A 24,261-nucleotide genomic window follows, 5' to 3' on the forward strand; every position below is an offset into this window, starting at 1 on the left:
ACTCGCGAGTCGCGAAATCGACGGAAAAACAGGGGATTGCACGTAGGACTTGTCGCGATTGGAGGGCGGCGGGCATAAATTTGCCTGAAATTATTTGATGATAAATCAATTGTTTACCACTTTATCCCGCGGATTCCCGTAAAAATCCCTTTCATCCCCATGCCTCCCGCGATATTACCAAGGCCCATCGGACATGGAGTTTCGTTCGGCGCCTCCCTCTTGGAGTGCGCACCGCCTGCACTCGCGCGCAGGCGGTGACGGCGAAGCTGTGTCCGTGGGGCAAAGGGGCCTCGGGGAACAGGGCGGAGGGGGACAAGTGTCTTTCGGAGGATATAGTGGACAGGCCTATTCGCCTTCGGGCGACAAGGGTCGTTTTGTCCTGCCTCCCAGCTTCCGCAAGGCGGTCAAGGAATCGTCTGACGGCCGCATCCTCTGCCTCGACAAGCACGATCGCTGGAATTGCCTCGTCGGCTTCGGCCTGTCGCGCAATGACGAGCTCGAAGCGCAGCTCGATCGCGAGGAAGACCGCGCGCTGCGGCTTGGCCGCGACTTCGACCGCGATTTGCGCGCCACCCAGCTGTTCGGATTTGCCCAGGTGCCGTTCGATGACAGCGGCCGCTTCATCATGCCCGAGCACCTGCGCAGCCTCGGCCGCGTGGAGGACGGGCTCTATTTCCAGGGTGCGGGCCGGTTCTTCACGATCTGGAACCCTGTGGAGCTCTCGCGCATGGGCGAGGAATGGGAAGCGGCGCAGGCCGCTTGCGCCAATCTCGTCGCCGAAGCGCAAGCCAAGGGCAAGGGGGGCGGCAAATGAGCCCCGCCGCCCCAGCAAACGACGCCCCCCACATCCCCGTTCTCCTCGATGAAGTAATCGCTGCGCTCGACCCGCAGCCCGGCGATGTCATCGTGGATGCCACTTTCGGTGCGGGTGGATATACCCGCGCGCTGCTTGACTGCGGCGCGACCGTCCATGCCTTCGACCGCGATCCGGATGCGATCGCGCAAGGCCGCGGATGGGCCGAGGCGCGTACTACCCCTCCGCGCCTTGTGCTCCATCCGCGGCGCTTTTCGGAGATGGTGGCGGCACTGGCAGAGGCCGGCATTGCGCAGGTCGATGGCGTGGCGATGGATATCGGCGTCTCGTCGATGCAGCTCGACCAGCCCGAGCGCGGCTTCGCCTTCTCGGTCGATGGTCCGCTCGACATGCGGATGAGCCAGGAAGGCGAAAGCGCAGCGGATTTTCTCAACACCGCCGCGGAATCGACCATCGCCGATGTGCTTTACGAATATGGCGAAGAGCGCCAGTCGCGCCGCGTTGCCCGCGCGATCGTGGCGGCGCGCCCGCTTCACACCACCGGCGAACTGGCGCGCGTGGTGCGCAAGGCGCTCGGCCACAAGCCGGGCGACAAAAAAGATCCCGCCACCCGCAGCTTCCAGGCGATCCGCATCCATGTGAACGGCGAACTCGACGAGCTTCGGATCGGGCTCAATGCCGCCGAGCAGGTTCTCCGCGCTGGCGGGCGGCTGGCGGTGGTGAGCTTTCACAGCCTTGAGGATCGCATCGTCAAGCGCTTCCTGCGCGAAGCCGCGGGCCGCAGCGGCGGTTCGCGCTATCTGCCGGAGAACGATGCGGCGCCCGCGATCTTCACGCAGGTTTCGAAGGGCATCCGCCCCTCCGACGCGGAAATTGCCCGTAATCCCCGAGCCCGTTCTTCAACTTTGCGCCACGCGGTGCGCAGCGACGCACCGCCGAGAAAGGAGGCCGCGTGATCATGTCCGGATCCCGTTTGCACCAGATCGGCTGGCTGGCTGTTCTCGCGATCTGCGGCAGCCTGTTCCTCGCGCTTAGTTTCCGCGTCCATGCGGTGAAGAGCGAAGTGCTGTTGGCGGAACGCCAGATCATCGCGCTTGAGCGCGAGACGCTGATGCTCGAAACCGAATTCGAAGCGCGCGCCAACCAGCGCCAGCTCGCCGAATGGAACGAAGTCGACTTCGGATACCAGGCGCCGCGCGCGGATCAGTTCTTCGAAAGCGAACTCCAGCTGGCGAGCCTCAGCGCGCCGCTGGGCCCGGCTGCACCCAACCCGATCCGGGTCGCACGTGCCGAAACCGCCACCGATGGCGTTGCCACTGCTGCTTCTCACCCGATGGTCTCGCCGGTCTCCGGCCGCCCGGTGACCATGGCCTCGGCGGCCATGCCCGGCGCCACCGCCACGGTAGCGGAAGCCTTTGGCGAACTGCTGGCTGAAGCCTCACCCGTGCGCAGCGCGCAAGCGCGCACCTTGCTGAGTGCCGAGGCGGCTGAATGAACACACTCACGGCCAGCGCGGCCATATCCACGGGCAGAGTAGAACTGGTAGCATTCCGGCGTGAATCCCTCGCGCTGGCGCGCTGGCGGGTGCTGTGGATCGCGCTGGTCTTTGCAGCGGTCGCGGCAGCCGCGCTGCTGCGGATCGCCTATCTCGGGCTGGCCGATCATGGCACGACGCGCACTTCGCTTGAGGAAGCGCTGCTGCCGCCTCGCGGGGAAATCACCGATCGCAACGGAGTGCCGCTGGCGCGCGCCTTCCCCGCCTATGCCTTGTGGTACAACCCCAAAGCGCTGGGCGAAAACGGTTCGCCGCTGGTCAAACCGCCGAAGGAAGTGGCCGCGCGCCTTGTGGCGATATTCCCCGAGCTCGACGAGATCAATGTGGCCGAGCGGCTCGCATCGGGCAAGGCGGGCTATTTGCGCCGCCGCGTCCTGCCCGAGGACGCCAACAAGGTGCAGGCAATCGGCGAACTGGCGCTGGAAATGCCGCGCGAGAACGACCGGCACTATCCGCAGGGCATGCTGGCCGCGCATATCCTTGGCTATGTCACGCCCGACGGCGAGGGCAAAATCGGCATGGAGCAGGTGCTCAACGAGCGGCTGTCCGATCCCGTGACCCGTAGCACTCCCACGCCGCTTTCGATCGACATCCGCGTGCAGGGCGCGCTGGAGGACGAGCTGCGTCGCGGCATGCTGGCGGTCAATGCGATGGGTGCAGCCGGAATCGTGCTTGATGTCGACACGGGCGAGGTACTTGCTCTGGCTTCGCTTCCGGAATTCGACCCCAATGCCGTGCGGAGCGACGATTTGATCTTGAGCGAAGAGGCTCACAAGCGCGGCGAAACGCCGCGGGCCTTTAACCGGGTTACCAACCAGGTTTATGAATTGGGTTCGACCTTCAAGCCACTGACCGTTGCTGCCGCGATCGACGCGGGCGTTGTGCGCGACCTGAGCCAGCCTTGGAATGCGGAGCCGGTTACAGTGGGGCGCTTTACCATCAAGGACAGCCACCCGCTCGGTGCTACGCTTAACGTGCCACAGGCACTGATGCATTCGTCAAACACTGTCACCGCGCGTATTGCAGACGAACTCGGGCCCGAGCGTCTGCGCCGCACGATGATGGATTTGGGCATGAACGAGCGGCCCTATATCGAACTGCCCGCGCGCGGCTTCCCGCTTTGGCCGGGCAAGAAATGGCCCCGTCTAACCACTATGACTGTCGGCTTTGGCCACAGCATCTCGGTTACGCCGCTGCACTTGGCCAGCGCCTATGCCGCCATGGTAAATGGCGGGATCTGGCGCCCCACAACCATGCACAAGCTGGCGGCGCATGAGGTTCCGCGCGGTCGTCGGGTGTTCAAGGCCTCCACTTCGGCCCGCATGCGCCAGATGTTGCGCATGACCACGCTCTACGGCACCGGTCGCAAAGCCGATGCGCCGGGCTTTCGCGTAGGGGGCAAGACCGGCTCCGCCGAAAAGCCTGGCGTTGGGGGGTATCGCCGCACATCGCTCATTTCCACCTTCGCCGCAGCCTTCCCGATGGATCGCCCGCGCTATGTAGTGATCGCCATGCTTGATGAACCCCACGGCACCGTGGCGAGTTCCTATCAGCGCACCGCGGCATGGAACGCAGCGCCTATCGTCGGCAAGCTCGTGCCACGGATTGGGCCGCTGCTGGGCGTACGCCCCGATACCAGCCGCGATGTCGATCTGACCGATCTCCAGCCGCTCGTACCGGAGAAGGAATGATGCGGCTTGCGAGTTTGGCGGAAAAGGCTCGAATCGAGCTCGGATCGGGCGATGATGCGGAAGTGACCGGTTTCGCGATCGATCATCGCAAGGTCGCGCCCGGAACGGTGTTCGGCGCCTTCCGCGGCGCGCGGGTCAATGGCGAGGACTTCATTGCCGCTGCGGTCGAAGCGGGCGCAGTGACCGTGGTTGCAAGGCCAGAGGCAGCAGTTGAAGGCGCAGCCCATATTGCCGATGCTGAACCCCGCCGTGCCTTTGCACGCCTTGCCGCCGCCTTCTTCACGCCGGTCCCGCGCGTGATCGTGGCGGTCACCGGCACCAACGGTAAAACCTCGATCGTCGAGATGACCCGCCAACTCTGGCGCATGGGCGGCGAACGCTCGGCCAGCATCGGCACGCTGGGCGTAACGACCTCCGACGAAAGCGTTTCGACGGGTTTGACGACACCCGATATTGTCACCTTCCTCAGCAATATGAGCGGCTTGGCGCGTGAAGGCGTAACCCATGTCGCCTATGAGGCTTCGAGCCACGGGCTCGACCAGTTCCGCAACGAAGGCGTGCCCGTGGCGGCAGGCGCCTTCACCAATTTCAGCCGCGACCACCTCGATTACCACGGCACGATGGAAGCTTACTTCGCGGCCAAGATGCGGCTGTTCGACGAAGTGCTCCAGCCGGGATCGGCGGCAGTGATCTGGCATGGCGAGGACGATAGCGAGTGGACCCGCCAGGCCATCGAGCATGCGCAAAACAGGTTGCTGCGCGTGCTCACGGTGGGCGAGCGGGGCGACTTCATCCGCCTCCTCGCCCGTACGCCGACCCAGCTCGGCCAGACGCTGGAGATCGAATACGAAGGCGCGCGCCGCACCATCAACTTGCCGCTGATCGGAGCATACCAGGCCGCCAATGCGCTCACCGCCTGTGCGCTGGCGATCGCGACCGGTAGCCAGGCCGGCCAGGTAATCGATACGGCGAACCGCCTGCAGCCGGTGCGCGGGCGGCTGGAGCGCGCGGCGATTACTGTCATGGGCGCTCCGGTCTATGTCGATTACGCGCACACTCCCGACGCGCTCGAAGCGGCGATTGCGGCGCTGCGCCCGCATGTCGAAGGCCGGCTGATTACGGTATTCGGCGCGGGCGGCGACCGCGACCGGGGCAAGCGCGCGCCGATGGGCGCAGCGGCCGCAGCCGGAAGCGATGTGGTGATCGTGACCGATGACAATCCGCGCGGCGAAGAGGCGGCGACAATTCGCGCAGCCGTGCTTGAAGGCGCGCCAGATGCTATCGAGATCGGTGACCGGCGCGCGGCGATTGCCGAAGCGATCCGCCTTGCGGGCGCGCAGGACATTGTGCTGGTGGCGGGCAAAGGCCACGAACAAGGACAGATAATCGGGTCAGGAGAGTCTATGCGGATCTTGCCGTTCGACGACGTGCAGGTGGCGCGCGAATGCGCCGGGGCGGAGGTGGCGCAATGAATGCTTTGAGAGCATTGCGTAGCTGGCCCGCCGACCAGCGCGATGCGCTGCCACTGGCGCTGTGGAGTTCGGACGAGATTGCCGCGGCAACCGGCGGCGTGGCGAGCCATGATTTCCAGGCTTCGGGCGTCGAGATGGACTCGCGCGACGTACGCCGCGGCGATTTGTTCGTGGCGCTCAGCGGCGAAGCGATGGACGGCCACCGCTTCCTGCCGCAGGCCTTCGCCAATGGCGCCGTGGCCGCGATCGTCGATCGCCCGGTCGACTACCCGCATGTGCTGGTGAAAGACACAACCGCCGCGCTCCATGCGCTTGCTGCCGCGGCCCGCGACCGGGCTCAGGCGGTGCGCATCGGCGTAACCGGATCGGTCGGCAAGACCGGAGTCAAGGAAGCGATCTTCCTCGCGCTCGATCGCGCCAGCCGCGGCGCCGCGCATCGCAGCGTGCGCAGCTATAACAACCATGTCGGCGTGCCGCTCACGCTTGCGCGGATGCCTGCGCGCAGCCGTTTCGGCGTATTCGAAATGGGCATGAACCACGCGGGCGAGATCCGCGCGCTGACTGCGCATGTGCGCCCACATGTTGCGCTCATCACTACCATTGCCCCGGCGCATATCGAGAACCTCGGCAGCATGGAGGCGATCGCCGCTGCCAAGGCCGAAATCTTTGAATCGCTGATGCCGGGCGGCACTGCGGTTATCCCGGCTGACAGCCCATGGGCCGCGCATTTGCGCGAAGCGGCGAGGGAATATGCGGCGAAGGTCGTGACCTTCGGCAGTTCACCCGACGCCGACGTGCGCCTGCTCGATGCCATCCCCAGCGCCAATGGCGGATCGCTGGTCACCGCCGACCTTGGCGACACACGGCTGTGCTATTCGGTGGCTGAGCCGGGCGAACACTGGATCGCCAATTCGCTTGGCGTCATGGCGGCAGTCCAGGCAGCGGGCGGAGACCTTGGCGCGGCGGGACTTGCGCTGGCCGAAATGGGCGGGCTCAAGGGTCGCGGCGCGCGCCACCAGCTGGCGGTGCCGGGCGGCAAGGCGCTGCTGATCGACGAAAGCTATAACGCCAACCCCGCTTCGATGCGGGCTACTTTGCGCCAATTGGGCCAGACCCCGGCCACAAGGCGGATCGCCGTGCTCGGGAGCATGAAGGAATTGGGCGACTTCGGGCAGAAGTTCCATGCGCAGCTGACGGAGCCTCTGGCGGAGGCGAAAGTCGATTATGCGATCCTGGTGGGCGACGAGATGCGCGCTCTCGCGCGGGAATTGGGGAAAGGCGGTGCAGTATCGCTTGGCATAACCGTCGGCTTCGCGCATTGCGATAACCCAGCCGAAGCGATCGCGGCGCTCAAGGAATTCGGCATCACTGCAGGTGATGCGATTTTGGTAAAGGGCTCCAACTCGGTCGGACTCGGCGCGCTGGTGTCACACTTCACGGGTCTTTCCGCAGCCGGGACCTAGGATTATCGCATGCTATACCTGATCGCCGAATGGCTGGGTTTCGAAGGCGTTTTCAACCTCATACGCTACCAGACCTTTCGTGTCGGGGCCACGTTGATCACGGCGCTCTTCATTGGCCTGCTGATCGGCCCGCGTTTCATCAACCTGCTGCGCGTGCGCCAGGGCAAGGGGCAGCCGATCCGCGAGGATGGGCCGCAATCGCACCTCGCCAAGCGCGGCACGCCGACGATGGGCGGGCTGATGATACTGGTTTCGCTCACGCTTTCGCTATTGCTGTGGATGGATCTTTCCAATCCGCTGGTGTGGGCCTGCTTCGCGGTCACCATCGGCTTCGGGGCGATCGGCTTCCTCGACGATTACGACAAGGTTGCGAAATCGAGCCATCGCGGCGTCCCCGGGCGCGTGCGTCTGCTGCTCGAATTCGTGGTTGCGGGCATCGCTTCGTGGATCATCGTGAGCCAGGTCAGCACCAATCTCTATGTGCCTTTCCTCAGCGGCGTATCGATCCCGCTCGGCCCGTTCTATTTCGTGTTCGCGGCGACGATCATCGTCGGTTTCGGCAATGCGGTGAACCTGACCGACGGGCTTGACGGCCTGGCGATCATGCCGGTGATCATCGCGGCGGGCACTTTCGCGATCATCGCCTATCTCGTCGGCCGCGTCGACTTCTCGGCCTATCTCGGCATCCCGCATGTCCCGGGCGCGGGAGAACTCGCGATCTTCTGCGCGGCGATCATGGGGGCGGGGCTGGCCTTCCTGTGGTTCAACGCGCCGCCTGCGGCGGTGTTCATGGGCGACACCGGCAGCCTTGCGCTTGGCGGCGCTCTGGGCGCGATCGCGGTGGCGAGCCATCACGAAATCGTGCTGCTGATCGTGGGCGGGCTGTTCGTGGTCGAAACCGCCAGCGTCATCATCCAGGTGTTCTGGTTCAAGCGCACCGGCAAGCGGGTGTTCCGCATGGCGCCGATCCATCACCATTTCGAGCAGCTTGGCTGGAGCGAAAGCAAGGTCGTGATCCGATTCTGGATCGTCGCGATCGTGCTGGCGATGGCGGGCCTGGCAACGCTGAAGCTGAGGTGATGCGCAGGTGATCACCTCTTCCGCCTTCCACGGAAAGAAATACGCAGTGTTGGGACTTGCGCGTTCGGGCGCCGCGACGGTCGAAGCCTTGCTGGCGAGCGGTGCGCAGGTGCTGGCGTGGGACCGGCAGGACAATGCGCGCGCGCCGTTCGAGGGGCGCTGCGAACTGGCCGATCCGATCGAAGCGGACCTGACCGGCTTCGCGGGCGTAGTGGTGTCGCCCGGCGTGCCGCTCAACACGCATCCGATTCTGCCGCATGCGGATCGGTTCGGCGTGCCGGTGATTGGCGATATCGAAATGTTCGCTCAGGCGCGCGCAGACCTGCCGCCGCACAAGGTGGTGGGCATTACCGGGACCAATGGCAAATCGACCACCACTGCGTTGGTTCATCATATCCTCGAAGAGGCAGGCATTCCGGAGGCGATGGGCGGCAATATCGGCCTGCCGATCATGGCGCAGGAGCCTTTGCCCGAAGGCGGGGTCTATGTGTTGGAATTGTCGAGCTACCAGATCGACCTGACTTTCAGCCTCGAATGCGACGTTGCGGCCTTGAGCAATATCACGCCCGACCACCTCGATCGCTATGACGGCTTCGAAGCCTATGCTGCGTCCAAGGCGCGGCTGTTCTCCATGCAGCGGCCCGAACAGTTCGCCGTCTTCGGCTGTGCCGACGAGCCTACTTCTTCGATCCACGCCCGCGAAGCTGCGCGGCGGGAAGCGGGGCGCGCTGCCTGTGCGGACCGGGGTGCGCTGGCGCCGCTCCAGCCCGGCTGGCTGGGGCTTGCAGGCCCGCATAATCTCGAGAACGCCGCGCTTGCCGTGGCAATGGTCGAGGAACTGGGCGTCGCCCGCGCGCAATGGCAGGCCGCTCTCGCGAGTTTCCAGGGGCTGCCGCACCGCATGGAGATGGTCGGCGTGCATGGCGGCGTACTGTTCATCAATGACAGCAAGGCCACCAATCCGGACAGTGCGGCCCCTGCGCTGGCGGGCTATCCGCCCGATCCTTCGATCAATGGCGGTGCACCGCGCATCCACTGGATCGTCGGCGGCCTGCCCAAGGAAGACGGGCTGGGCCCCTGCGCGCAGCATCTTGGCAATATCGCGGCGGCCTACACGATTGGCGAGGCGGGACCGCGTTTTGCCGAACTGCTTGCCCCGCATGTGCGTGTCGAACGGGCCGAGATGATGTGCGAGGCGGTGACGCGCGCGATTGCACGCGCACGCCCCGGTGAGGTCGTCCTGCTTTCCCCCGCTTGCGCCAGTTTCGACCAGTTCCGCGACTATGAAGCGCGCGGCGCGCATTTCCGCCAGGTTGTGGCCGCGCTCACCGGCTCGGACGAGGAAGCCCTCGCAGCGCTCGCTACGGGAGAAACCGCATGAGCTCGGTCAAGCCCTACATCCCGCACCAGCGCGCGCGTAGGACCGGCCCGAACGCGCCGCTGCAGATCGACTGGCGCGCCGAGCTGCGCATCTGGTGGCGCGAAGTCGACCGGGTGGCGCTGGTTCTTGTTCTGCTGCTGATGTTGGTCGGCACGGGAGCGGTCGCGGCAGCTTCGCCTGCCAGCGCGAGCCGGCTCTCAACCTCCGAAGTGCGGCTCGACGATTTCTATTTCTTCAAGCAGCATATCGTATGGCAGACGCTGGGAATTGGGGTGATGCTTGGCGCATCCATGCTCTCGCGCGAGCGGGCGCGGCAGGCGGGCGTGCTGCTGGCATCGGCCATGCTGGTGCTGCTGGCGCTGGTTCCGCTGATCGGCTTCGAAGTGAACGGCGCACAGCGCTGGATCAACCTCGGCTTTTCGCTCCAGCCGTCCGAATTCCTCAAGCCTGCATTCGCCATCCTGCTCGCCTGGATATTGAGCCTGCGTCTGCGCGATCCGGATCTGCCGGTGCTCGGATTCGCATCGGCCGTTCTGGTGCTTGTCGCCATGCTGCTGATGATGCAGCCCAACCTTGGCGACACCATGCTGTTTGCCGGAATCTGGTTCGTGCTGGTGCTGCTATCGGGCGTCAGCGTACAGCGCCTGAGCGCATTGGTCGGCGTGGGCATTGTCGGGCTGACCGCCGCCTATTTCCTCTATGACAATGCCCGCCACCGGATCGATTCCTTCCTTGGCGGCGGCACCGCGTTTGACCAGGTCGACCTGGCCGAACGCACGCTTCTGGCTGGCGGCTGGACCGGTACCGGGCTATGGTTGGGCATCCGCAAGATGAACCTGCCTGAAGCACATACGGACTATATTTTCTCGGTGATCGGCGAGGAATTCGGCCTGCTTGCCTGCGCTCTGGTGGTGATTCTGTACCTCGCCCTGTTGTGGCGCGTGCTGTTGCGGCTGGTCGACGAGGACAACCTCTTTGCAGTGCTCGCCGGCTCCGGGCTGGTCGCGGCGATCGGCGGACAGGCCTTCATCAACATTCTCGTGAACCTGCAACTGTTCCCGTCGAAGGGGATGACGCTGCCGCTGGTCAGCTATGGCGGTTCCTCGACCATCGCGATGTGCCTCACGGTCGGGCTGCTGCTGGCGATAACCCGCCGCAATCCGTTCCTGCGGCGCGAGACGCCGGGGCTCAAGGCGATGCTCGAACGGCGGGAGGATGCGGCATGAGCGGCGATATTCGTACCGGCGCCAGCCGCCACTATGTTCTCGCCGCAGGCGGCACTGGCGGGCATTTGATCCCGGCTTTCGCCCTGGCGAAAGAGCTGGACCGGCGCGGGCACCATGTCGCGCTGATCACTGACGAGCGCGGCGCTGCGATCCCCGGAAAGCCCGATTTCCTAACCGCGCATGTGATTCCGGCAGGCCGTTTCGGCAAGAACCCGCTGCGCTGGCTGGGCGGGATCAAGGCCGTGCTCGAAGGGCGCGCAATGGCGCATCGCCTGTTCGACACTTTCGCGCCGAGCGCGGTGGTGGGCTTCGGCGGCTATCCGGCCTTTCCCGCGATGCTGGCGGCGACGGGCGCGGGTATCCCGACAGTGATCCACGAACAGAATGCAGTGCTGGGTCGGGTCAACCGCCTGCTGGCAGGCAGGGTGGATGCGATCGCCACCTCCTATGACGAGGTCGAGCGGCTCAAGCACAAATTCATCGACAAGGTGCATGTGGTGGGCAATCCGGTGCGCCCCGAAGTGCTCGCGCTGCGCGACGAGGACTATCCGCCCTTTACCGAAGACGGCCTGCTCAAGGTGCTCGTCACCGGCGGCAGCCAGGGCGCGCGAGTGCTGTCCGAAGTTGTGCCTGATGGGCTTGCCATGCTGCCGCCCGCGCTGCGCCAGCGGTTGCAGGTGACGCAGCAATGCCGCGCCGAAGATCTCGACCGGGTGCGCGAACGCTATCGCACGCATGACATCCCGGCAGAACTCGGCACCTATTTCGAAGACATGGATGCGCGGCTGGCCGAATGCCATTTGTTCATCGGCCGCGCGGGAGCTTCGACCATTGCCGAATTGACTGCGGTGGGCCGCCCGGCGATCCTGATCCCGCTGCCGATCGCCACCGACGACCACCAGGCCGCCAATACGCGCGAAATGGTGAAGGCAGGCGGGGCGCGGATGATCCGCCAGCCCGCGGTGACGGTGAAGGAAGTCACCGGCTGGGACGACAAGGACAATCGCGAGCGGGTGGCGCAGTCCGACGCGTTCCAGAAGCTGTCGAAGGATATTTCGCTCCAGATACAGGCGATGGCGATGGCTCCGCAGACGCTTGCCAATGCCGCGCATGCGGCGTGGAACTGCGGGCGGCCGCATGCCGCGCGCGACCTTGCCGACCTTGTCGAAGGTTTTGGCGGGGTGGACCTGATGGACGTGATCCGCGTCGGCGGCGAAAGCCTTGAGCGCAATGGCGAGGGCGCGCCCGCTACCGGCGTGGCCAATCGGGATCGCGCGCTATGAAAGGCGTCGGGACCGATATCGGGGTGATCCATTTCGTTGGCATCGGCGGGATCGGCATGTCGGGCATCGCCGAGGTGATGCACAATCTCGGTTACCAGGTGCAGGGTTCGGACATCGCTGAAAGCGCGAGTGTCGAGCGGCTGCGCGCGCGCGGTATCGAGGTCAAGATCGGCCATGCGCGCGAGAATGTAGAGGGCGTCGCAGTGGTGGTAACTTCCACCGCCGTGCGCCGTGCCAACCCCGAAGTTGCGGCGGCATTGGAAGCGCGCATTCCCGTGGTTCGCCGCGCGGAAATGCTGGCCGAACTGATGCGGCTGAAATCGACCGTCGCGGTGGCCGGCACGCATGGCAAGACCACCACCACCAGCATGATCGCGGCGCTGCTCGATCGCGGCGGGATCGATCCCACCGTGATCAATGGCGGGATCATTGAGCAATATGGCTCGAACGCGCGGCTTGGCGCTTCCGACTGGATGGTGGTCGAAGCCGACGAGAGCGACGGCAGCTTCCTGCGGCTCGACGGGACGATCGCGGTCGTCACCAATATCGATCCCGAGCACCTCGACCATTACGGCGATTTCGAAGGCGTGAAGCGCGCCTTCGTGGAGTTCATCCACAACGTGCCTTTCTATGGCGCCGCAGTGCTGTGCATCGACCATCCCGAAGTGCAGGCGGTGATCGGCCAGGTGCGCGACCGCAAGGTGGTGACCTACGGTTTCTCGCTGCAGGCCGATATCTGCGGGATCAATGTCCGGCCCGACGCGGGCGGCAATTTGTTCGACGTGATCGTGCGCCAGCGCGGCGAGGAAGACCGCCGCATCGAAGGCGTACGCTTGCCGATGCCGGGCCGCCACAATGTACAGAACGCGCTCGCCGCTATCGCAGTGGCGATCGAAATGGGCTGCGGCGACGATGTGATCCGCGAAGGCTTCGGCGCATTCGGCGGGGTGCGGCGGCGCTTCACCAAGGTGGGTGAAGTCTCGCTGGAGGGCGGGCGCACTACGGTGATCGACGACTATGCTCATCACCCGGTCGAAATCCAGGCCGTGCTTGCTGCCGCGCGCGAAGCGGTTGGCGGCGCGAACGGCGGGCGCGTGATCGCTGTGGCGCAGCCACACCGCTTCACCCGTCTGCGCGATTTGATGGACGAGTTCCAGACCTGCTTCAACGAGGCGGACCGCGTGTTCGTCACGCCGGTCTACACCGCCGGTGAGGAGCCGATCGAAGGCGTCAGCGCCGAAGCGCTGGTGGCGGGGCTCAAGTCGCGCGGGCACCGTTCTGCGGCGACTGTGGCCGACCAGGCCGAATTGGCGCAGGTGCTGGCAGGCGATCTCAAGGCGGGCGACATCGTAGTGTGCCTGGGCGCGGGCGACATCACCAAATGGGCGGCGGGGCTGGCCGATGCGATCGCAGCGCGGAGAGGCGCGTGATGGCGGCCGAGGCCTTGCCGCAAGCGATGCCCGAGGTGCGCGGAAAGCTCACTCCCGATGCGCCGCTGGCCAAGCTGGTCTGGTTCAAGACCGGCGGCTGTGCCGACTGGCTGTTCGAGCCGGCCGACGCAGATGACCTCTCAGCATTTCTTCGCGCGCTCGATCCGGCAATTCCCGTGATGGCGCTGGGTTTCGGCTCCAACATGATCGTGCGCGATGGCGGGGTGCCGGGCGTGGTGATCCGGCTGGGCAAGGCATTCGCCGGGGTCGAACGGATCGATTCCACCACCTTGCGCTGCGGCGGCGGGGCCAGCGGCATTCTGGTTTCCTCGACCGCGCGCGATGCAGGGATCGGTGGGCTCGAATTCCTGCGCTCGATCCCGGGCACGGTTGGCGGCTTCGTAAGGATGAATGGCGGGGCCTATGGCCGCGAGGTCAAGGACGTCCTCAAGTTTTGCGAAGTGGTGCTGCGCAGCGGCCAGCGCAAATTCCTTTCGCCCGAAGATCTCGCCTACACCTATCGCCATTCGGAACTGCCCGAGGGCGCGGTGGTGATCTCCGCGACCTTCCGCGGCCATATCGACAGCCCGGAGGCGATCCAGGCCGAAATGGACCGCATCGCCGCCGCGCGCGAAGCGTCGCAGCCGCTGCGCACCAAGACCGGCGGCTCAACCTTCAAGAACCCCGATGGGCTCAAGGCATGGCAATTGGTCGATGAGGCGGGTTGCCGCGGCCTGACGGTGGGCGGGGCGCAGGTTTCCGAAAAACACACCAACTTCCTGATCAACACGGGCGAGGCCACCAGCAGCGATATCGAAGCGCTGGGCGAAGAGGTGCGCCGCCGGGTCAAGCAAAACTCGGGCGTCGAGCTCGAATGGGAAATCCAACGAGTAGGCCGCAAGTGACGCTCCCCAAACTCCATGTCGTTGTCTTGATGGGTGGCTGGGCCAACGAACGCGAGGTCTCGCTGATGAGCGGCAATGGCGTCGCTGATGCGCTGGAATCGCGCGGGCACCGCGTCACAAGGATCGACATGGACCGGCAGGTCGCCGCGCGGCTGGCAGAGGCCGCGCCCGATGTCGTTTTCAACGCGCTCCACGGTGTGCCGGGCGAAGACGGCACCGTGCAGGGCATGCTCGACCTGATGGGCATCCCCTATACCCATTCGGGGCTCGCCACTTCGGTGATCGCGATCGACAAGCAGCTGACCAAGCAGGCGCTGGTGCCGCATGGCATCCCCATGCCGGGCGGGCGGATCGTCAGGAGCGCCGATCTCTACAAGAGGGACCCGCTTGCGCGCCCCTATGTGCTCAAGCCGGTCAATGAAGGCTCTTCGGTGGGGGTGGCGATCGTCACTGCCGAAGGCAATTACGGCAGCCCGATCGATCGCACTGTGCCGGGGCCGTGGCAGAAGTTCGACGAGCTTCTGGCTGAACCCTATATCCGCGGGCGAGAGCTTACCACCGCAGTGCTGGACGAGCCGGGCGGGCCGCGCGCCCTCGGCGTTACCGAGTTGAGGCCCAAATCGGGCTTCTACGATTTCGACGCCAAATATACCGACGGGCTGACCGAACATGTCTGCCCCGCCGACATCCCGGCGGAGATTGCTGCGCTGTGCTGCGAATATGCGGTACGCGCGCACAAGCTGCTCGGCTGCCATGGCACCAGCCGCACCGATTTCCGCTGGGACGACGAGCAGGGCGAAAGCGGGCTGTTCGTGCTCGAGACCAACACCCAACCGGGGATGACGCCGCTCAGCCTCGTGCCCGAACAGGCGCGCCATGTGGGCATGAGCTACGCCGACCTGGTCGAGGCCATCGTCGAGGAAGCGCTGCAACGGATGGCGCCCGGGAAACTGGCGGGAGGCGCCGGTGACCACGATTAGGCGATCGGCCAAGGGCGTCCGGCGCGTCGCGCGCGCAAACGATCGTGCGAACAAGGCGCGCAGGGCCCGCAGGACCACCAGCGGCATCATCGACTGGCTGATGGGCTTGTTGCCCTTCACCGAAGAGCAGCTCCATCGCATCTTCCTTGTGCTTATCATCGCCGCCGCCGTGGCGCTTGCGTGGTTCATCGCCACGCTCGCCGGCGTACCGGCAATGGCGCAGGCGCAGCTTGCGCATGTGGCGTCCAACGCCGGCTTCGAAGTGCGCCATGTGCGCGTGAGCGGGGTCGAACGCATGAACCAGGACCGCGTTTACGAACGCGTGCTGAGCGAACGCGACCGGCCCATGCCGCAAGTCGACATCGAAACGATCCGTTCGGACTTGCTCGAACTGCCATGGGTCAAGGACGCGCGCGTATCGCGGCAATTGCCCGGCACGCTGGCGATCGACATCGTCGAGCGGCAACCGCATGCGGTGCTGCAAAAGGCCGACCGGCTGGTGCTGGTCGATGTCGAAGGCAATGAGCTGGAGCCGGTGAGCCGCAATGCGATTGGCGAGCGCCTGCTGATTTCCGGTCCCGGAGCGGCACGCCAGGTCGGTTCGCTCGACCGCCTGCTCGAAACCGCGCCCGCGCTGAGGCCGCAGGTTGGCGGGGCCGAATGGGTCGGCAACCGGCGCTGGAACCTGACATTCAAGACCGGGCAGGTGCTCGCGCTGCCGCAGGGCGATGACGAAGCCGCCGCGGCGCTGGTGTCTTTCGCCCGGCTCGACGGGCAGAACCGCCTGCTGGGCGGCGAAGTCTCGACATTCGACATGCGCGCGCCGCCGCGCATCTACATGCGCATTCCCGGTCGTGCGGACCAGGTGCTGAACGCCAAGAAGGAAGGGACCCCCTGATGGCAGCGACGCGATTCACGCGTTATTTCGGGGCGGTAAACACCGGCTCTTTCCGGATCTCGGCCATGATCATGGGCCAGACCGAAAGCGGTGAGTTGCAGGTGCTCGGGTCGGGCCACCGTGCTTCGAACGGCATCAAGCGCGGCTATGTCACCGACATGGCGGCGGCGACCTACGCCATTCGCGACGCGGTGGAGCGCGCGGAAAAGAACGCGGGCACCAGCGTGCAGAGCGTGTGGGTCGGTTGCGCCGGGGCAGGGCTCGCCAGCCAGGTCGCGAAAGTCGAAATCGATATTGGCGGGCGCCGGATCGAGGAAGAGGATATCGAGCACCTGCTGATCGCCGCGCGCGACACGATCCAGCCCGACGGGCGGATGGTGCTGCATGCGCAGCCGGCGCATTACACGCTTGATGGCGCGCATGGCGTGGCCAATCCCAAGGGCCTCCATGCCGAGCGGCTGGGGGTCGATATCCATGTGATGCTGGCGGATGGTGCGCCCGTCCGCAATCTCACCGAAGCGGTGCAGAACGCGCATCTCGATGTCGAGGCGGTGGTGGCCGCCCCGCTTGCCGCAGGTTACGCCTGCCTCAGCGAGGAAGAGCGTGAACTGGGCGTTGCTTTGGTCGAGATCGGCGGGGAAGTGACCAATGTCGCGGTCTATGCGGCGGGCATGCTGCTGGGGCTGAGGGCGCTTCCCTATGGCTCGGGCGACATCACCGATGCGATCGCTTCGGCGTTCGGTATTCGCCGTTTCCAGGCGGAGCGGCTCAAATGCGTTTCGGGATCGGCCATCGCCAGCCCGACCGACCACCGCGAGATGATTCCGGTCAACGGGCCGGGCGACGACCAGGCCGGGCCGGTCGCGCGCGGAGCCGATGACAAAAACCGCGTGGCGCGGGCCGAACTCGTCTCGATCGTGACGCAGCACCTTTCGCGGCAGACCGACGAGATCGGCCGTGCGCTCAAGTCGATGGGGTTCAGCGGCGTGCGCGGCGGACAGGTCGTGATGACCGGCGGCGGTGCCGAACTCGCCGGGCTCGCCGAATTCGCGCAGGGCGCGCTGGGAATGCCTGTGCGCATCGGGCGCCCGCCCGCGCTTACCGGCCTACCCGAAGCCCACGCCACGCCTGGTTTCGCCACTTTGGCGGGGCTGTGCCTCTATGCGGCGGACGACCCGGTCGACATTCGTTCGATCGGCGAATCGAGCGCGCCGATCACGCGGTTGGGCGGGGCCTTGGGCCTCAGCCGGATGTGGCGTGCGCTGAAAGAAGGATTCTGATGTGGAAAAAGGGCGAAACCCCGTTCCTTAACCACTGTGGATAAGGGTTGTTGGGCTATCAACGGTGTAGCTCCTTTGTGTCAAACACGGGGTAATGGTTAATTGGGCCGTGGTGCGCCCGGAGGACTAACGTCATGAGTATCAATATCGGACCTGCATCGAGCGACGATCTGAGCCCCAGGATCACCGTGATCGGGATCGGTGGCGCGGGTGGCAATGCCATCGCCAACATGATCGAGGCCCAGATCGAGGGCGTCGACTTCATCGCAGCCAACACCGATGCGCAGGCGCTGGCCATGTCCAAGGCAGCCACCAAGATCCAGCTGGGTCCGGATATCACTGGCGGGCTGGGTGCGGGCGCACGGCCAGAAGTGGGCAAGGCAGCTGCCGAGGAAACCGTGGCGGAGATCGAAGACGCGCTTGAAGGCGTGAACATGTGCTTCATCGCAGCCGGTATGGGCGGCGGCACCGGCACCGGAGCTGCCCCGGTCATCGCCGAAGCGGCGCGGCGCAAGGGCGTGCTGACGGTGGGTGTCGTGACCAAGCCGTTCCTGTTCGAAGGCACGCGCCGCATGCGCTCCGCCGAATCCGGGATCGATGAGCTTCAGAAGCATGTCGACACACTGATCGTCATCCCGAACCAGAACCTGTTCCTGATCGCCAAGGCCGAAACCACCTTCAAGGAAGCCTTCATGCTGGCCGACGAGGTGCTGCAGCAGGGTGTTCGTTCGATCACCGACCTGATGGTGATGCCGGGCCTGATCAACCTCGACTTTGCCGACGTTCGCTCGGTGATGAGCGAAATGGGCAAGGCCATGATGGGCACCGGCGAGGGTGAAGGCGAAAACCGCGCGCTCGAAGCTGCTGAACGCGCCATTGCCAACCCGCTGCTCGACGGGGTCAGCATGCAAGGCGCCAAGGGCGTGATCATCTCGATCATCGGCGGCGAAGACATGCGGCTGCTCGAAGTCGACGAAGCGGCCAACCACATTCGCGAACTGGTGGATGAAGACGCGAACATCATCTGGGGTTCGGCATTCAACCCCGATCTGGAAGGCAAGATCCGCGTGTCGGTTGTCGCCACCGGGATCGACCAGCATGCCGTCCAGCGCCTGCCGGAAAGCAATCCCGTAACGCTCGGGGCCGCGCGTGCACCCAAGCGCCCTGCGCTCGATTGGCCGAGCGAGCCTGAAGTTACGGCGCCTGTACCTGAACCCGAACCGATCGAGGAAGAGCCGTTCGAACTGGCGATGGAGGCTGCGCCCGAGCCGGTCGCCGAGGCAGAATACGACTATGAGGAAGAGGAAGCGGCCGAGCCCTTCGACCTGAGCGGAATGCAGGTTGGCGATGACATGGGCGAAGATGAGGACGGCGATGACGTCAACGAGATCGTCGATCCGCTGGCCGGCCTGCGTAACGAAGAGAACGATCCTTATGCCGACGACCTGCGGATGGGCGGCGGCCAGGGTGGCGACTATGATGAAGGCGGGGACGATATGCTCGACCTCACTGCGGAGGCGCCCGCGCAGGGCGATTTCGGCGCCAGCGAACCCCAGCAGGGTGGAGGCCGCCGTGCTTCGATCCTCGGTGGAGGTGGCGGTGCAGGCGGCGGTGCCGGCGAGGGCGGTGGCTCGGGTGGCGGCGGTGCACCCGCAGCAGCAGGTGGCGGCAGCACGCTGTTCGAACGCATGGCCAATTTGTCGCGCGGTGTCGGTCGCTCGGATGACGAGGACGAAGAGGAAGGCGAGGAAGACAATGGCGACGATGGCGGTTCGTCGCTGAGCATCCCGCGCTTCCTCGGCCGTCAGAACAACCAGTAAAACCGGCCGTTCGTCGCTGGTTCAGCTGGCTTGGGCTAGCCGACGCGCGTTCCCTATGGCTATGGCTGCCGGATGATGCCCGCACGCAATTTTGCCCTGCCGGTGGCGATTGCCACGACGATAATGAGCGCCAGCCTTGCTGGCCCGCTTTCCGCGCAGCAAACTGCGGGCGGCGCTACTTCGCGCGAAGTCGTGCAGTCCTTGCCAACACCCGAAGTCGAGCGACTGCGCGCGGCGCTACAGCGGCTGGCGAGTGAAGCGGAAAGCGTCGATGCGCTGGTCGATGCAGGCGACGCCTCGCTGGCGGTCGGCGACCTTGAGGCTTCGCTCGGCTTCTTCGGCCGCGCGCTGGAGCTTTCGCCCGAGCACGCCCGTGCCAAACTCGGGCTCGCATCGGTTTATTTGCGCTCGCGCCGGCCGCTCGATGCGCTCCAGATGTTCGCCGAGGCCGAGCGCGCAGGTGCACCGACCGACGACTTTCTTGGCGATCTGGGCCTGGTGCAGGACCTCGTCGGCAACAATGCGCAGGCACAGCAAAGCTACCGCACCATGCTCGCCACCAAGCCTGGCGACGATGAAACGCGCCGTCGGCTGGCGATCAGCCTTGCCATTTCGGGTGACCGCGCCGGGTTCGAAGCCGCCTTGTTGCCGATGCTGCAGCGACAGGACCTCGCGGCCCATCGCGCGCGCGCTTTCGGGCTGGCGATCCTTGGCGACGCCAAGGAAGCATCGGCGCTGACCGGCCGATTGATGCCGCCCGATCTTGCCAGCCGCATGACACCCTATCTCGACTATATGCCGCGCCTCACGCGCGCGCAGCAGGCGGCGGCGGCCAATCTCGGTATCTTTCCGCGCGCGGCCGAGATCGGGCGCGACGACCCGAACATCGCGCGGGTCGCCAGCTCTGCCGACCGTTCTGCGGCCAAGGCGGGCGATCGACTTGCTCCGCGCGGCGCGCCGCTGGGCGAACGGACCACAACCCGCTCGCTCCCTGCAACCCAGCAACCTGAAGCGAGCAGTCGCTTGGCCCAGGTCAGCCGCGAGCAGGCGGCGGCGCAGCCGGCTAGCGTCTCCGAGGCCTTTACCGGGTTTGCCGGGCCGGTCTCCGCATCGCGCAAGCCGGGCGAGGGCGCGGTCGATATCACCGCGATCGATATCCCGCGCGAATCGCGCGAACCGCCCAAGCCCGCTCCGCCGGTATATCCCAGCCGCCATTGGGTGCAGCTGGCCACCGGGCGCGACCGCGATGCATTGAGCTTCGACTGGCGCCGCATGGCGCGCAAGGCGCCTGACCTGCTCGGCAAGCGTTCGCCCTATGTCGTGCGCTGGGGGCAGGCCAACCGGTTGCTGGCCGGGCCATTCCCGACGCAGGATGCGGCAAGGGAGATGGTGCGGGCCTTGCGCCAGCAGGGCTTCGACAGCTTTACCTATACCAGCCCAGCTGGCGAGGAAATCGTTGAACTCAAATGATGAATCCTGAATTCGCCGGTTTCTTTGCACAGGCTTTGAACAGGCGAATTTTGTTCTCCCCAGCCGCTCGCTTGCCAGCCATTGCCTTTCCCCACCCGGCCAAGGCAATCAGCGCAACGATGCAATCGAAGATCCCCCTCGTATGAGACCGCGCGAAGTCGAATATCGCGAATCGGACGATGCCGCGCCGGTGGAAATGCTGGCCGCGCTGTTCGAGGCGCGTGGCTGGGCGTTCGAGATCACCGCCGAAGACGAGCTTGCCGGCGAAGTGCAGGGCAGCTGGGCGAAATACCAGCTCAAGGCGATCTGGCGCAGCGAAGACAATGTCCTCCAATTGCTGTGCCTGCCCGATATCCGCGTGACGCAGGACAAGCGGCAGCAGGCCTATGAGCTGCTCGCGCTGGTCAATGAGCAGATGTGGCTCGGCCATTTCGACATCTGGTCGAACGGCAGCGTGCTGCTCTATCGCCATGGCGCGCTGCTGGGCGACGAAGGACTGCTCAGCATCGACCAGGCGCAGGCGCTGGTCGAAACCGCGATCGACGAATGCGATCGCTTCTATCCCGCGTTCCAATTCGTGTTGTGGGGCGACAAGAGCCCGCGCAGCGCGCTCGAAAGCGCGCTTGTCGATGCGGCGGGGGAAGCCTAGGCCTGCCTCGAACTAGCCAGGGCTGAGGTGCGAGAATGGCCGAATTCGAAAAGCTGCTGATCGTCGGTTGCGGCAATATGGGCGGCGCGATGCTGGCCGGCTGGCTGGCGGCGGGCGAGGATCCGGCGCGCTTCGAAGTGCTCGACCCGGCGCTGGAATCGGCCCCTGCAGGCGTGGTGCTGCACCGCTCGGCTCCGGCGAACCCCGATCACGACGCCGTGCTGCTGGGCTTCAAGCCGCAGCAATTGCCCGCGCTGGCGCCGGGGCTGCAAGGGCTCGCGAGCGAAGGGGTGACGGTATTCTCCTTGCTTGCGGGGATCGACCTTTCGATGCTGGCGGGCGCGTTCCCTTCGGCGGCAGCGCATGTGCGGGTGATGCCCAATCTGGCCGCGCGGATCGGCAAATCGCCGGTGATCCTCGCCGAGACTGGCCTCACTGCGCCGCAGCGCGAGGCCGCACAGGCGATGTTCGGCACGCTGGGTACTGCGCTGTGGCTGCAGGATGAAGCGCAGTTCGACCTTGTCACCGCATTGGCCGGTTCGGGGCCGGGCTTCGTCTATCGCTTCATCGACGCACTGGCGGCGGCCGGGACCGAACTGGGCCTCGATCGCGCGCTGGCAGACCAGCTTTCGTTGGCGATGGTCGAAGGCGCGGCGAGCCTTGCGGCGGCAGCGGATGCTTCGCCTGCCGAACTGGCGGACCGGGTTGCGAGCCCCGGCGGAATGACGCGCGAAGGGCTGAATGTGCTCGACGATGATAATGCGCTCAAATCGCTGCTGATTGCGACGCTGCGCGCGACCGCGGAGAAGGGCGGCGAACTCGCACGGCAGGCGCGCGAACAGGGTTAAGCTGTTGCGCCGAATGCAAGCCGGTTTTCCTTGAAAATCAGTGCCGGGATTGCGATATTGCGCGAACCGGCTTGTCGTCGCTCGGCGCCGGAGAGGAGTTTACAATGGCTGATTGGAACGAAACCCAGCGCACGCAGCAGGGCTTCGGCTCGGTTCCGCGCACTGGCGGTGAACTCGCCGGTGGCATCACCTTTGATGAGGGCCTGCGCAAGCACATGCTCTCGATCTACAACTACATGACCTCGGGCGTATTGCTTACGGGCATCGTCGCGCTGCTTGCTGCGCGCTCAGGCCTGACGCTTGCGTTCGCCTCTGGTCCTCTGATGTGGCTGGTCGCGCTTTCGCCGCTGGCGATCGTGTTCGCGATGAGCTTCGGCGCCAACCGCTTCAGCAAGGGCACGCTACAAGTGCTGTTCTGGTCCTTCGCCACGCTGATGGGCCTGTCGATGTCGACGATCTTCCTGGTCTTCACCGGCGGTTCGATCGCGGCGACTTTCTTCGCCACCGCGGCGGCCTTCGCCGGTTTGAGCCTGTTCGGCTACACCACCAAGAAGGATCTCAGCGGCTGGGGCAGCTTCCTGATCATGGGCGTTGTTGGCCTGCTGGTCGCCATGCTGCTGAACCTGTGGCTGCAGTCGCCGGCGCTGATGTGGGCGGTGAGCTTCATCGGCGTGCTGATCTTCGCAGGCCTAACGGCTTACGACACGCAGCGCCTGAAGCACGAATACAGTTATTACCGCGGCACGGAGTTCGCCGGCAAGGCGATCATCCTTGGCGCGCTGAGCCTGTATCTGGACTTCATCAACATGTTCCAGTTCCTGCTGCAGTTCATGGGCCAGCGCGAGTAATCGCAACGCGCCCGGTCGCACGCACGACTCGTTTCACCGATGCCCGAGGTGCCCAGCGCATCTCGGGCATTTTCTTTGTTCGGGATCGGGTATACCCAATGCGCATTAACCTTCGGAGTTCAGCCGAAGTTAGGGATGGGGCGAATAGCTTCCACGGGTCGTAACGAGAGGGCACCGAAATGGGTCGAGGTATTTTGGCGAAGACCAAGCTTGCTATCACTGCCGCAGGCATCGCGGCGCTCGCCGCTTGTGCGGCTCCTCCTCCGCCTCCCGCACCGGTCGCTTATGCGCCGCCCCCTCCGCCGCCCCGGGTCGTAATTCCGCCGCGGCCCACGCCGCCTGCAGGTGCCTTCGCCACCATGGCGATCCCGCAAATGTCCGCCAACGGTGTCCGCCAGACGGTCAACACCGGCATTTCGTCCGAGCAGAAACTGTGGAACCTGCGCTCGGGTCTCAATGTCGCCGCGCTCAACTGCCTGCGCGCCGAGCACGCCGGCCTGGTCGAGAATTACCGTACCTTGCTTAAGCAGCATTCGCGCCAGCTGGCCGCGACCAACAATGCGCTTACCAAGCAATATCGCGACAAGCACGGCAAGTCGTTCCGCGATCATCAGGACGCCTATATGACGCGCGTCTATAACTACTTCGCGCTGCCGCCCGTTCTGCCCGAATTCTGCAATGTCGCGCTGCAAGTCAGCCAAGAGGTGGCGCAGGTAAAGCCGGGGCAACTGCATAATTTCGCCGAACAGGCGCTGCCGCGCCTCGAAGCGGTCTACGAGCAGTTCTTCAGCGCGTATGAGAAGTATCGCGTCGATCTCGCTGCGTGGGATGCGCGCTATGGCGCCGGTGGTGGCCGGACCATGGAAGCGACCTACAACCAGGTTGCGACCAGCTCTAACCTCACTTCCGAATAGACGCTTCGGGAAGGCCACGCCTTTACGCCGGCGGCCTGCGGGTCGCCGGTAAAGCGAGGCAATTCGGGTGCAATTTTTCTTTGCAGGCGCCACGCCGTTTCGCTAATGCGCACGCCCGGCGGCCGGAAGGCTGCCAGCCACACCTGAACGGGGCCGTAGCTCAGTTGGGAGAGCGCGTCGTTCGCAATGACGAGGTCAGCGGTTCGATCCCGCTCGGCTCCACCAGGTGTCCCCTGATTTCCTACACCTCTTTG

21 protein-coding genes and 1 tRNA gene are annotated in these 24,261 nt (G+C 65.2%); all 22 read left to right on the plus strand.

Translation table 11 applies throughout. The features are described from left to right. Window positions 1-316: 316 nt before the first annotated feature. The 22 genes from ACUJ47_RS00325 to ACUJ47_RS00430 all read left to right on the plus strand — a co-directional run bounded on the left by ACUJ47_RS00325 (window position 317) and on the right by ACUJ47_RS00430 (window position 24,232). Window positions 317-814 (plus strand): division/cell wall cluster transcriptional repressor MraZ, encoded by a 498-nt coding sequence (locus ACUJ47_RS00325; RefSeq protein WP_354144448.1) that lies wholly within the window; start codon window positions 317-319, stop codon window positions 812-814. After that, on the plus strand, window positions 811-1,770 hold the full coding sequence (rsmH, locus tag ACUJ47_RS00330) for a 16S rRNA (cytosine(1402)-N(4))-methyltransferase RsmH (protein ID WP_445536492.1): 960 nt from the start codon (window positions 811-813) through the stop codon (window positions 1,768-1,770). The genes ACUJ47_RS00325 and rsmH overlap by 4 nt, the downstream gene beginning before the upstream one ends. 2 nt (window positions 1,771-1,772) lie before the next feature. Then, the gene (locus tag ACUJ47_RS00335; RefSeq protein WP_445536493.1) at window positions 1,773-2,309 is read left to right on the plus strand and encodes a hypothetical protein; all 537 of its coding nucleotides are present in this window, start codon (window positions 1,773-1,775) and stop codon (window positions 2,307-2,309) included. Beyond that, window positions 2,306-4,060 carry a peptidoglycan D,D-transpeptidase FtsI family protein gene (locus ACUJ47_RS00340; protein ID WP_445536494.1) on the plus strand — a complete coding sequence of 585 codons (1,755 nt, stop codon included), beginning with the start codon at window positions 2,306-2,308 and terminating at the stop codon, window positions 4,058-4,060. Before ACUJ47_RS00335 ends, ACUJ47_RS00340 begins: the two co-directional genes overlap by 4 nt. Then, window positions 4,060-5,532: a UDP-N-acetylmuramoyl-L-alanyl-D-glutamate--2,6-diaminopimelate ligase gene (locus ACUJ47_RS00345; RefSeq protein WP_445538828.1), complete on the plus strand. Its 1,473-nt coding sequence runs from the start codon at window positions 4,060-4,062 to the stop codon at window positions 5,530-5,532. Before ACUJ47_RS00340 ends, ACUJ47_RS00345 begins: the two co-directional genes overlap by 1 nt. Further along, a complete protein-coding gene (locus ACUJ47_RS00350) occupies window positions 5,529-6,995 on the plus strand; it encodes a UDP-N-acetylmuramoyl-tripeptide--D-alanyl-D-alanine ligase (RefSeq protein WP_445536495.1) in 1,467 nt (488 codons plus the stop codon). The genes ACUJ47_RS00345 and ACUJ47_RS00350 overlap by 4 nt, the downstream gene beginning before the upstream one ends. A 9-nt stretch (window positions 6,996-7,004) precedes the next feature. After that, complete coding sequence (mraY, locus tag ACUJ47_RS00355; protein WP_445536496.1) at window positions 7,005-8,075, plus strand: phospho-N-acetylmuramoyl-pentapeptide-transferase; 1,071 nt, start codon at window positions 7,005-7,007, stop codon at window positions 8,073-8,075. 7 nt (window positions 8,076-8,082) lie between these two features. After that, the gene (gene murD / locus ACUJ47_RS00360; protein WP_445536497.1) at window positions 8,083-9,456 is read left to right on the plus strand and encodes a UDP-N-acetylmuramoyl-L-alanine--D-glutamate ligase; all 1,374 of its coding nucleotides are present in this window, start codon (window positions 8,083-8,085) and stop codon (window positions 9,454-9,456) included. Continuing rightward, window positions 9,453-10,682, plus strand: coding sequence for an FtsW/RodA/SpoVE family cell cycle protein (locus tag ACUJ47_RS00365; protein ID WP_445536498.1), 1,230 nt, complete (start codon window positions 9,453-9,455; stop codon window positions 10,680-10,682). Before murD ends, ACUJ47_RS00365 begins: the two co-directional genes overlap by 4 nt. Further along, complete coding sequence (gene murG, locus ACUJ47_RS00370; protein ID WP_445536499.1) at window positions 10,679-11,965, plus strand: undecaprenyldiphospho-muramoylpentapeptide beta-N-acetylglucosaminyltransferase; 1,287 nt, start codon at window positions 10,679-10,681, stop codon at window positions 11,963-11,965. The genes ACUJ47_RS00365 and murG overlap by 4 nt, the downstream gene beginning before the upstream one ends. Beyond that, complete coding sequence (gene murC, locus ACUJ47_RS00375; protein ID WP_445536500.1) at window positions 11,962-13,395, plus strand: UDP-N-acetylmuramate--L-alanine ligase; 1,434 nt, start codon at window positions 11,962-11,964, stop codon at window positions 13,393-13,395. The genes murG and murC overlap by 4 nt, the downstream gene beginning before the upstream one ends. Then, window positions 13,395-14,300 (plus strand): UDP-N-acetylmuramate dehydrogenase, encoded by a 906-nt coding sequence (gene murB, locus ACUJ47_RS00380; protein WP_445536501.1) that lies wholly within the window; start codon window positions 13,395-13,397, stop codon window positions 14,298-14,300. The genes murC and murB overlap by 1 nt, the downstream gene beginning before the upstream one ends. Then, the gene (locus tag ACUJ47_RS00385) at window positions 14,270-15,280 is read left to right on the plus strand and encodes a D-alanine--D-alanine ligase (protein WP_445536502.1); all 1,011 of its coding nucleotides are present in this window, start codon (window positions 14,270-14,272) and stop codon (window positions 15,278-15,280) included. Before murB ends, ACUJ47_RS00385 begins: the two co-directional genes overlap by 31 nt. Continuing rightward, entirely contained in the window at window positions 15,267-16,178 is a 912-nt protein-coding gene (locus ACUJ47_RS00390; RefSeq protein ID WP_445536503.1) for a cell division protein FtsQ/DivIB, read from the plus strand. Before ACUJ47_RS00385 ends, ACUJ47_RS00390 begins: the two co-directional genes overlap by 14 nt. Further along, complete coding sequence (ftsA, locus tag ACUJ47_RS00395; RefSeq protein ID WP_445536504.1) at window positions 16,178-17,458, plus strand: cell division protein FtsA; 1,281 nt, start codon at window positions 16,178-16,180, stop codon at window positions 17,456-17,458. The genes ACUJ47_RS00390 and ftsA overlap by 1 nt, the downstream gene beginning before the upstream one ends. Window positions 17,459-17,592: 134 nt before the next feature. Next, entirely contained in the window at window positions 17,593-19,278 is a 1,686-nt protein-coding gene (gene ftsZ / locus ACUJ47_RS00400; protein WP_445536505.1) for a cell division protein FtsZ, read from the plus strand. Between the two features lie 72 nt (window positions 19,279-19,350). Beyond that, window positions 19,351-20,748 (plus strand): SPOR domain-containing protein, encoded by a 1,398-nt coding sequence (locus tag ACUJ47_RS00405; protein WP_445536506.1) that lies wholly within the window; start codon window positions 19,351-19,353, stop codon window positions 20,746-20,748. A 142-nt stretch (window positions 20,749-20,890) separates the two neighbouring features. Continuing rightward, window positions 20,891-21,397 (plus strand): YbjN domain-containing protein, encoded by a 507-nt coding sequence (locus ACUJ47_RS00410; RefSeq protein ID WP_445536507.1) that lies wholly within the window; start codon window positions 20,891-20,893, stop codon window positions 21,395-21,397. A gap of 35 nt (window positions 21,398-21,432) precedes the next feature. Continuing rightward, complete coding sequence (gene proC / locus ACUJ47_RS00415) at window positions 21,433-22,245, plus strand: pyrroline-5-carboxylate reductase (RefSeq protein WP_445536508.1); 813 nt, start codon at window positions 21,433-21,435, stop codon at window positions 22,243-22,245. Window positions 22,246-22,349: 104 nt separating this feature from the next. Next, window positions 22,350-23,093 (plus strand): Bax inhibitor-1/YccA family protein, encoded by a 744-nt coding sequence (locus tag ACUJ47_RS00420; protein ID WP_445536509.1) that lies wholly within the window; start codon window positions 22,350-22,352, stop codon window positions 23,091-23,093. Between the two features lie 179 nt (window positions 23,094-23,272). Next, on the plus strand, window positions 23,273-24,007 hold the full coding sequence (locus tag ACUJ47_RS00425; protein ID WP_445536510.1) for a hypothetical protein: 735 nt from the start codon (window positions 23,273-23,275) through the stop codon (window positions 24,005-24,007). A gap of 149 nt (window positions 24,008-24,156) precedes the next feature. Beyond that, a tRNA-Ala gene (locus tag ACUJ47_RS00430) sits at window positions 24,157-24,232 on the plus strand. Window positions 24,233-24,261 lie beyond the last annotated feature (29 nt).

This window comes from Altererythrobacter sp. Z27 (genome assembly GCF_052683155.1).